At 69.5% G+C, this 8,646-nt stretch carries 10 protein-coding genes and 1 riboswitch; of the genes, 7 read left to right on the top strand and 3 right to left on the bottom strand.

The features are described from left to right. The 6 genes from ACWGH4_RS25420 to ACWGH4_RS25395 form a co-directional block, all read left to right on the top strand. On the top strand, positions 1-394 hold a 394-nt coding region (locus tag ACWGH4_RS25420), incomplete at its 5' end, for a LysM peptidoglycan-binding domain-containing protein (protein ID WP_453464981.1). A 352-nt stretch (positions 395-746) separates the two neighbouring features. Then, positions 747-884: riboswitch (cyclic di-AMP (ydaO/yuaA leader) on the top strand. Between the two features lie 4 nt (positions 885-888). Beyond that, on the top strand, positions 889-1,569 hold the full coding sequence (locus ACWGH4_RS25415; protein ID WP_453464978.1) for a transglycosylase family protein: 681 nt from the start codon (positions 889-891) through the stop codon (positions 1,567-1,569). Between the two features lie 311 nt (positions 1,570-1,880). Continuing rightward, the gene (eno, locus tag ACWGH4_RS25410) at positions 1,881-3,176 is read left to right on the top strand and encodes a phosphopyruvate hydratase (protein ID WP_453464975.1); all 1,296 of its coding nucleotides are present in this window, start codon (positions 1,881-1,883) and stop codon (positions 3,174-3,176) included. A gap of 125 nt (positions 3,177-3,301) precedes the next feature. After that, positions 3,302-3,784, top strand: coding sequence for a septum formation initiator family protein (locus tag ACWGH4_RS25405; RefSeq protein ID WP_441267003.1), 483 nt, complete (start codon positions 3,302-3,304; stop codon positions 3,782-3,784). Positions 3,785-3,803: 19 nt separating this feature from the next. Then, positions 3,804-4,334, top strand: coding sequence for a DUF501 domain-containing protein (locus ACWGH4_RS25400; protein WP_360045375.1), 531 nt, complete (start codon positions 3,804-3,806; stop codon positions 4,332-4,334). A gap of 20 nt (positions 4,335-4,354) precedes the next feature. Beyond that, a complete protein-coding gene (locus ACWGH4_RS25395) occupies positions 4,355-5,293 on the top strand; it encodes a Ppx/GppA phosphatase family protein (protein ID WP_453464984.1) in 939 nt (312 codons plus the stop codon). 22 nt (positions 5,294-5,315) lie between these two features. On the opposite strand, the gene ACWGH4_RS25390 is transcribed toward ACWGH4_RS25395, so the two are convergent. The 3 genes from ACWGH4_RS25390 to ACWGH4_RS25380 all read right to left on the bottom strand — a co-directional run bounded on the left by ACWGH4_RS25390 (position 5,316) and on the right by ACWGH4_RS25380 (position 6,772). Beyond that, positions 5,316-5,585, bottom strand: a complete 270-nt coding sequence (locus ACWGH4_RS25390) for a type II toxin-antitoxin system RelE family toxin (RefSeq protein WP_356661408.1) — start codon at positions 5,583-5,585, stop codon at positions 5,316-5,318. Then, positions 5,582-5,854 (bottom strand): type II toxin-antitoxin system Phd/YefM family antitoxin, encoded by a 273-nt coding sequence (locus ACWGH4_RS25385; RefSeq protein WP_453464970.1) that lies wholly within the window; start codon positions 5,852-5,854, stop codon positions 5,582-5,584. The genes ACWGH4_RS25390 and ACWGH4_RS25385 overlap by 4 nt, the downstream gene beginning before the upstream one ends. A gap of 117 nt (positions 5,855-5,971) precedes the next feature. Next, positions 5,972-6,772 carry a VOC family protein gene (locus tag ACWGH4_RS25380; RefSeq protein WP_453464967.1) on the bottom strand — a complete coding sequence of 267 codons (801 nt, stop codon included), beginning with the start codon at positions 6,770-6,772 and terminating at the stop codon, positions 5,972-5,974. 470 nt (positions 6,773-7,242) lie between these two features. Between ACWGH4_RS25380 and ACWGH4_RS25375 the strand changes: the two genes are divergently transcribed. Continuing rightward, on the top strand, positions 7,243-8,622 hold the full coding sequence (locus ACWGH4_RS25375) for an NAD(P)/FAD-dependent oxidoreductase (RefSeq protein ID WP_453464964.1): 1,380 nt from the start codon (positions 7,243-7,245) through the stop codon (positions 8,620-8,622). The last annotated feature ends 24 nt before the right edge of the window (positions 8,623-8,646 follow it).

Here is an 8,646-nt window from a genome sequence, read left to right as displayed (position 1 = left end):
CTCCACGGACGGGACCACCACGGCTCCGGACGCTCCCGACGCGTCCGACGGCGTTACGGACGCCGCTCCCTCCGACGAGGCGACGAGCGGCGCCGGCAAGCACCGCGGCGCCCCCGCCGACGACGAGGCGGAAACGGGCAATACGGAAGAAGGTCGCGAAAGTGGCCGCCATGCCTCACGTGGTGACAGTTCAGGTCGTAATGGTGTCGACGAGGCAACCCGCCCCGGCACCTACACCGTTCAGCCCGGCGACAACCTGTGCGACATCGCCGCCGAGAAGGACGTGCCCGGCGGTTGGCCGGCGCTCTACGAGGCGAACGAGGGGACCGTCGGGGCCGACCCGGACCTCATCCTGCCCGGTCAGAGCCTCGATCTCGGCCTGAACCGGGGCTAGTTCGCGTAGCGTTTCGCGGGCTTATGTCCGTTGTGTGCGAGTGAGACAAGGGTCTCTTTGCTGCAACTGCGGCAAATCCCCCTGCGAATTCGCCCACTCCGCCCCTCACCTGCGAAAACGGACACTCATAGGTGGCCGGTTCGGGCGATTTCTCCCCGATGTTCGACTTTGAACATCGGGGAGTCGTGTGTCTACCGTCTGAACCGTTCGCCATCGCGGGCACCGTCGACCGATACGCCGAATCCTGCCGTCGGTCGGGGGGAACAGTCGTCGCTCAGAGCGCCGAAGGCAGGAGCGGGGGACCCAGGTAAGTGCCGGGCCCGTGAGCCGAGAACGCGAGAGGCCGACCGTACGTCGAGGTCGGCCGGACCGTGGAGACCGGCGGAACGGAACCGGCTGGGGGTGAAGACCGCGCGTCAGTGACGTGCGGCCGGGCAACTCACAGGCCCGAACCCGACAGCTCACCTCGCAGGCGTCGGTGAGGAGATAGCTCCATGCTGCGTTCTTCCGGCAACGCCAAGCACCGCCGCGCTTCCAGGGCGACCCGTATCGCCGCCTTCGTCGGCATCACCGGTGCGGCCGTCGCCGCGCCGCTGCTCGGTGCGGGCACCGCCTCCGCCGCCACCACGGCCGAGTGGGACGCCGTCGCCCAGTGCGAGTCCGGCGGCGACTGGTCCATCAACACCGGCAACGGCTACTACGGCGGCCTGCAGTTCTCCACCTCGACCTGGGCCGCGTACGGCGGCACCGCGTACGCCGCGACCGCCGACCAGGCCTCCAAGTCCCAGCAGATCGAGATAGCCGAGAAGGTCCTGGCCGGCCAGGGCAAGGGCGCCTGGCCGAGCTGTGGCGTCGGCCTGTCCGACGCTGCCAACGACGCCGGCTCCGCCGAGGCCGAGCCCACCGAGCCGGCCCAGGAGCGCGCCGAGGCCCCCACCACGCGCTCCGAGCGCGCCGAGGCCCCGGCGAAGAACGCCGAGAAGCCCGCCGCTGGCGAGGCCAAGTCCTTCAAGAAGGGCGACGGCGAGTACAAGGTCAAGGCCGGCGACACCCTGAGCACCATCGCCGAGGCAGAGAAGGTCAAGGGCGGCTGGGAGAAGCTCTTCGAGCTGAACAAGGACATCGTCGAGGACGCCGATGTGATCCACCCGGGTCAGCAGTTCCACCTGAGCTGACCCACCCCTACCTCCCACGGTCCGGCGGTCGTGGGAGGCCACCCGTCTTCCGAACGGGATCCGAGCACCCCGGTCCGGCGCACCTTCCCCCGAAAGCGCCGGGCCGGGGTTCGGTCCGTCGAGGGCCAAGGCCCGAATGCCGGTTACCCACAGGTAGATACCGCCCTGTTTGCCCCGTCCCAAGGGTCTTGATGCCCTTTTTCGTCCCAGGGGGCGGGCATCGGCCGGCCTTTGCCCCCGAGGCGGTTAGGCTCTTGCCGCAAGGCCAAGCAGACCTCTGCACTTTTTCTCGCGTCACATCCCAGAAGGAGATGCTCGTGCCGTCCATCGACGTCGTCGTAGCCCGGGAAATCCTGGACTCCCGAGGTAACCCCACGGTCGAGGTCGAGGTTGGCCTCGACGACGGCAGCACGGGTCGTGCTGCAGTTCCGTCCGGCGCCTCCACCGGTGCGTTCGAGGCTCTCGAGCTTCGCGACGGTGACCAGAACCGCTACCAGGGCAAGGGTGTCGAGAAGGCCGTCCTCGCCGTCATCGAGCAGATCGGCCCGGAGCTCGTCGGTTACGACGCCACCGAGCAGCGGCTGATCGACCAGGCGATGTTCGACCTGGACGCCACCCCGGACAAGTCCTCCCTCGGCGCCAACGCCATCCTCGGCGTTTCCCTCGCCGTGGCGCACGCCGCCTCCGAGGCCTCGGACCTGCCGCTCTTCCGCTACCTGGGCGGCCCGAACGCGCACCTGCTGCCCGTTCCGATGATGAACATCCTGAACGGCGGCTCGCACGCCGACTCCAACGTGGACATCCAGGAGTTCATGATCGCGCCGATCGGCGCCGAGTCCTTCTCCGAGGCCCTTCGCTGGGGCACCGAGGTCTACCACACCCTCAAGAAGGTCCTGAAGCAGAAGGGCCTGTCCACCGGTCTCGGCGACGAGGGCGGCTTCGCGCCGAACCTCGACTCCAACCGCGCCGCCCTGGACCTCATCCTCGAGGCCATCAAGGAGGCCGGTTACGCCCCGGGCAAGGACATCGCGCTCGCGCTCGACGTCGCCGCGTCCGAGTTCTACAAGGACGGCTCGTACGAGTTCGAGGGCAAGTCCCGCTCGGCCGCCGAGATGACCGAGTACTACGCGGAGCTCGTCGACTCCTACCCGCTGGTCTCCATCGAGGACCCGCTGTTCGAGGACGACTGGGCCGGCTGGCAGACCATCACCGAGAAGCTCGGCGCCAAGGTGCAGCTCGTCGGCGACGACCTCTTCGTCACCAACCCGGAGCGCCTGGCCCGCGGCATCGAGGAGAACGCCGCGAACGCCCTGCTCGTGAAGGTCAACCAGATCGGTTCGCTGACCGAGACCCTCGACGCCGTCGAGCTCGCCCAGCGCAACGGCTTCAAGTGCATGATGTCCCACCGCTCCGGCGAGACCGAGGACGTCACCATCGCCGACCTGGCCGTCGCCACCAACTGCGGCCAGATCAAGACCGGCGCCCCGGCCCGCTCCGAGCGCGTCGCCAAGTACAACCAGCTGCTGCGCATCGAGGAGATCCTCGACGACGCGGCGGTGTACGCGGGCCGCAGCGCGTTCCCGCGGTTCCGCTTCGCGGACCAGTAGGCGCAGCAGGTACGAGGGCTGATCGTCCCGACGATCACCGCCTGACGCCCTGTCGTCCGTACGTCCCCGGCCGCGGTCCCGTACCGTGTCCGGGGACGTACGCGTGTGAAGGGGAGGCGAGAGGAATGGCACGCACGCCGGACGCGGACCGGTTCTCCACCGCGACCAGGCTGCGGCTGCTCGGCGAGCAGACCGCCGCCCGTGTCTACCGGTCCCAGAACCGCCGCCAGGCCCGCCGCTCCCGCCTCACCGGACGCGCGGCCTTCCTCGCCCTCGTCGTCTGCTCGCTCGTCGTCGCACTCGCCTACCCGATGCGCCAGTACGTCTCGCAGCGGGCCGAGATCGCCGAGCAGGAACGGCTGATGGACGAGGCCCGTAAGAGCGTCGAGCAGCTCAAGGACGAGAAGGCGCGTCTCGAGGACGACATGTACATCCGGCGCCTGGCGCGCGAGCACCTGCACTACGTCCTGCCCGGGGAGACCGGATACACCATGATCGATCCCGAGGCCGCCGAGCAGCAGCAGGAAGAGGGCGGTGCGGCCGACCGGCCCTGGTACTCGAACGTATGGAACGGCGTGGACAGCGCCGACGGCCCGCAGCACGGTTAAGTCAGCGAACAAGGCAGGCATGGAAACACCTCCTCCCACCACCGAACCCACCGAGCCCACCGACGCGGACATCGCCGCGTTCAAGGAGCAGCTCGGCCGGCCCCCGCGCGGTCTGCGCGCGATCGCGCACCGCTGCCCCTGCGGGCAGCCCGACGTCGTCGAGACCGCCCCGCGGCTCCCCGACGGCACCCCCTTCCCGACGCTGTACTACCTGACGTGCCCGCGGGCGGCTTCCGCGATCGGCACGCTCGAGGCGAACGGCGTCATGAAGGAGATGACCGAGCGCCTGGCGACCGATCCCGAACTCGCCGCCGCCTACCGGGCGGCCCATGAGGACTACATCCGGCGCCGTGACGCCATCGAGGTGCTGGAGGGCTTCCCCAGTGCCGGCGGCATGCCGGACCGGGTGAAGTGCCTGCACGTGCTGGTCGGCCACTCGCTGGCGGCCGGCCCCGGCGTCAACCCGCTGGGCGACGAGGCGATCGCGATGCTGCCGGAGTGGTGGGCCAAGGGCCCGTGCGTGTCGCCCTGCGTGACGCCCGAAGCCTGATCACCGAGGAGACCGCCGACATGACCCGCGTCGCCGCAATCGACTGCGGCACCAATTCCATCCGGCTCCTGGTCGCGGACGTCGACCCGGCCACCGGGAAGCTCGTCGACCTCGACCGCCGGATGACCATCGTCCGGCTGGGCCAGGACGTCGACCGCACAGGCCGGCTCGCCCCGGAGGCGCTGAAGCGGACGTTCGACGCCTGCCGTGAGTACGCCGCCGTCATCGAGGAGCACGGCGCCCGCCGCGTCCGCTTCGTCGCCACGTCCGCGTCGCGCGACGCGGAGAACCGCGACGAGTTCGTCGCCGGCGTGCTCGACATCCTCGGCGTGGAGCCGGAGGTGATCACCGGTGACCAGGAGGCCGAGTTCTCCTTCACCGGCGCCACGAACTCGCTCGACGGCCGCTCCGACGTCGACCGTCCCTATCTGGTCGTCGACATCGGCGGCGGCTCCACCGAGTTCGTGGTGGGCGAGGAGCACGCCCGGGCCGCCCGGTCCGTCGACATCGGTTGTGTACGGATGACCGAACGGCACGCGCCGAGCAGTCCGGCGACGCCGGAACAGATCGCCGCGATCACCGCGGACATCGAGGCGGCGATCGACGACGTCGAGAAGACCGTGCCCATCCGGCAGGCGCACACCCTGGTCGGGCTCGCCGGCTCCGTGACCACGGTCGCGGGCATCGCGCTCGGCCTCGAGGAGTACGACTCCGAGGCCATCCACCACTCGCGGATCTCCTACGAGCAGGTCGAGGAGGTCACCACCATGCTGCTGAACTCGACGCACGACGAGCGTGCGGCAATCGGCGTGATGCACCCCGGCCGCGTCGACGTGATCGCGGCCGGGGCGCTCGTCCTGCTCACGGTCATGCGGCGGACCGGGGCCCGCGAGGTGGTCGTCAGCGAGCACGACATCCTCGACGGCATCGCTCACAGCTGCGCCGCCGAGGTGCGCTGAGGCGGTGCCGCCGGGCGGGGCGTCACAGGTTGCGATAGACGTCCCGCCGGTCGCCCACCTTGACCACGAGGACGACGAGTTCGCCATCGTTGATCTGGTAGGCGATCCGGTAGCTACCGACCCTGAGCCGGTAGAGGCCCGACGGGCCGGTGAGCTTCTTGACGTCGGCGTCCTGGCGGTACGGGTCGTCACCGAGTGCGGTCAACGCGGTCAGGATGCGCATGGCATCGGGGCGGCTGATCGCCCGAAGCTGACGCTGTGCCGCCGTGGTGAACCGGAAGGCGTACTTCACGCCGCCTCGCCGTCCTGCTCGGTGAACAGGTCCGCCAGCAGTTCCGCCATGGTTACGGTGCTGCCTCCCTCGGCCAGTACTGCTTCGGCCTCGCGCGCCAGCATCACATCGGCCGCTTCCTCCAACGCCTCGAAGTCCGCGATCGGGACCACGGCTGCCACCGGTGCGCCGTTGCGTGTGATGACGGTCGGGACGCCTCCCTCGGCCCGGTTGATGTGATCGGCGAGGTGCGCGCGAGCTTCCCGTACGGTCACTGTGTTCTCAGTCATGAAGTCAGTGTACGCATCATCGTGTACACGGCGCACCGTGGATGGAAGCGCACTCGTGCGCGATCCTCGACGGCATCGCGTACAGCGTCGCCGCCCGGACCACCGGCTGAGTCCGCGTCAGAAGGTCGGAGTCGGGGACGGGGTGAGCACGACGAACTCCGCCCCGGCCGGGTCGTTGCACACCGCGAGCCGGCCCACGCCCTCCGCGTCCTCGGGGCCCATCGAGACCGAGCCGCCCTTCTCCCGCACGAGGGCGACCGTGGCGTCGCAGTCCGCGGTGCCGAAGACGGGGTGCCAGTAGGGCCGGTTCTCGCCCGAGGAGAACATCTGGGGGACGGGCATGATGCCGCCGAACATCCGCTCGGCCGGCTGGTCCCTCGGCGTGACCATCGTGTACGTGCCGCCGTCGCCGGGGAGCTCCATGTCCTGGCCGGACCAGCCGAAGACGGTGCCGTAGAAGGTCTGCGCGGCGGTCGAGTCGGTGGTGTAGAGCTCCACCCAGCCGAGGCTGCCGGGGGCGTCGGCCAGTTGGATCCCCGGGTACGAGCCGGGCTGCCAGACCGCGAACTGGGCCCCCTGCGGGTCGGTGAGCTGGGCGAACCGTCCTTCGTCCGACACCTCGGAGGGCGGGGTGCGCACCGAGCCGCCGGCCTGCTCGACCGCCTTGACGGTGGAGTCGATGTCGGGAGTGTGGAAGTAGACCGTCCAGGCCGGGCGGGCGCCTTCCTCGGTGAGCTGCCCGACCGCTCCCACCACCTTGCCGTCGAGCCGGAACGACTTGTAGCTGCTCGCCTCCTGGTCGAACGCCTGGGCCTGCCAGCCGAACACGGCGCCGTAGAAGGCGGCCGCCGCGTCGATGTCGGGGGCGCCGAGGTCGAGCCAGCAGGGGGAGCCGGGCACGAAGTCAGTGGTGATCACGCCATTCCCTTTCTCCGGGACTTCCCCGGTCTCTCCCGGGGTCTGCGCCTCAGCCTGGCACCGAGCGTGGGCGCCCGCCCGACGACGCTCCGGCCGCCCCCGGAAGGGCCTGCCGGACCGGCCTGGAGGGGTGCTCGCGAGAAAGTTCGTGAAGTTCTTCACAAGGAAAAGCGTCCTGACACGCCCGTAGAGGCTCCTCAAGGCCCTTTGTGCCCGCCTGTTGGGCCCGGACGGGCACATTCGAAGGCGGGCGGCCGACCGCGCCCCCAGAGCCAAAGGAGCGGCGGTCCAGCGGCCCCGCAGCCCTAGGGGCCAGCTCAGAGGGGTGATCAACGTCCCCCGGCACCCTGTGGTTCCCCCTGGGAACCATGACCTGGGTCACGTGGGCGGCGGAGTGTAGCAGAGTGGAGCCAACACCTTGTGAAGGGGCTCACGAGCGTCCCCTCCGAGGGGGGTGGATACTCGATGGCATGAGCACCACGGAGCGTCCCAGGATCCTCGTTGTAGGCGGTGGGTACGTAGGCCTGTACGCAGCTCGGCGCATTCTCAAGAAGATGCGCTACGGCGAGGCGACCGTCACGGTCGTCGACCCGCGGTCGTACATGACGTACCAGCCCTTCCTCCCCGAAGCTGCCGCCGGCAGCATCTCGCCTCGGCATGTCGTCGTCCCGCTGCGACGCGTGCTGCCCAAGGCAGAGGTTCTCACCGGTCGGGTCACGACCATCGACCAGGACCGCAAGGTCGCGACGGTCTCGCCGCTCGTCGGCGAGGCGTACGAGCTGCCCTTCGACTACCTGGTGATCGCCCTCGGCGCGATCTCCCGTACCTTCCCGATCCCCGGCCTCGCCGAGCAGGGCATCGGCATGAAGGGCATCGAAGAGGCCATCGGCCTGCGCAACCACGTGCTCGAGCAGCTGGACAAGGCCGACTCGACGACCGACGAGGACGTCCGCCGCAAGGCGCTGACCTTCGTCTTCGTCGGCGGCGGCTTCGCCGGCGCCGAGACCATAGGCGAGGTCGAGGACCTGGCCCGTGACGCTGCGAAGTACTACAGCAACGTCAAGCGCGAGGACATGCGTTTCATCCTCGTCGACGCCGCCGACAAGATCCTTCCCGAGGTCGGCCCGAAGCTGGGCAAGTACGGCAAGGAGCACCTCGAGGGCCGTGGGGTCGAGATCTACCTCTCCACCTCCATGGACTCGTGCGTCGACGGCCACGTGGTGCTGAAGAACGGCCTCGAGGTCGACTCCAACACCATCGTGTGGACCGCCGGTGTGAAGCCGAACCCGGCGCTGGCCCGCTACGGCCTGCCGCTCGGCCCCCGCGGCCACGTGGACTGCAGCGAGAAGCTCCAGGTCCAGGGCACCGACTACATCTGGGCCGCCGGCGACAACGCCCAGGTCCCGGACATGGCCGCCCGCAAGGCCGGTGTCGAGAACGCCTGGTGCCCGCCGAACGCCCAGCACGCGCTGCGCCAGGCCAAGGTCCTCGGCGACAACGTCATCTCCGGGATGCGCGGCTTCCCGCAGAAGGACTACGAGCACGCGAACAAGGGTGCGGTCGCCGGTCTCGGCCTGCACAAGGGCGTCGCGATGATCGTCATGGGCAAGATGAAGATCAAGCTCAAGGGCCGGCTCGCCTGGTACATGCACCGTGGCTACCACGGCATGGCCATGCCGACCTGGAACCGCAAGATCCGCGTGTTCGCCGACTGGACGCTGGCGATGTTCCTCAAGCGCGAGGTCGTCTCCCTCGGCGCGATGGAGAGTCCCCGCGAGGAGTTCTACGAGGCCGCCAAGCCGGCTCCGGTCGCCGCCAAGCCGGAGGCCGAGAAGGCCAAGGCCTCCTAGCGGTACCGCTGTCCCCGAAGGGGC

The sequence above is a fragment of the Streptomyces sp. NPDC054847 genome, from assembly GCF_053610925.1.
Note: the sequence above shows the minus strand (reverse complement) of the source record. Positions and strands in the feature narration are given on the sequence as shown.

What these genes read in the sequence shown, in the direction of transcription:
- ACWGH4_RS25415 (WP_453464978.1), top strand. Translation starts at nt 889, where the DNA reads ATGCTGCGTTCTTCCGGCAACGCCAAGCACCGCCGCGCTTCCAGGGCG.
- eno (WP_453464975.1), top strand. Translation starts at nt 1,881, where the DNA reads ATGCTCGTGCCGTCCATCGACGTCGTCGTAGCCCGGGAAATCCTGGAC.
- ACWGH4_RS25405 (WP_441267003.1), top strand. Translation starts at nt 3,302, where the DNA reads ATGGCACGCACGCCGGACGCGGACCGGTTCTCCACCGCGACCAGGCTG.
- ACWGH4_RS25400 (WP_360045375.1), top strand. Translation starts at nt 3,804, where the DNA reads ATGGAAACACCTCCTCCCACCACCGAACCCACCGAGCCCACCGACGCG.
- ACWGH4_RS25395 (WP_453464984.1), top strand. Translation starts at nt 4,355, where the DNA reads ATGACCCGCGTCGCCGCAATCGACTGCGGCACCAATTCCATCCGGCTC.
- ACWGH4_RS25385 (WP_453464970.1), bottom strand. Translation starts at nt 5,854, where the DNA reads ATGACTGAGAACACAGTGACCGTACGGGAAGCTCGCGCGCACCTCGCC.
- ACWGH4_RS25375 (WP_453464964.1), top strand. Translation starts at nt 7,243, where the DNA reads ATGAGCACCACGGAGCGTCCCAGGATCCTCGTTGTAGGCGGTGGGTAC.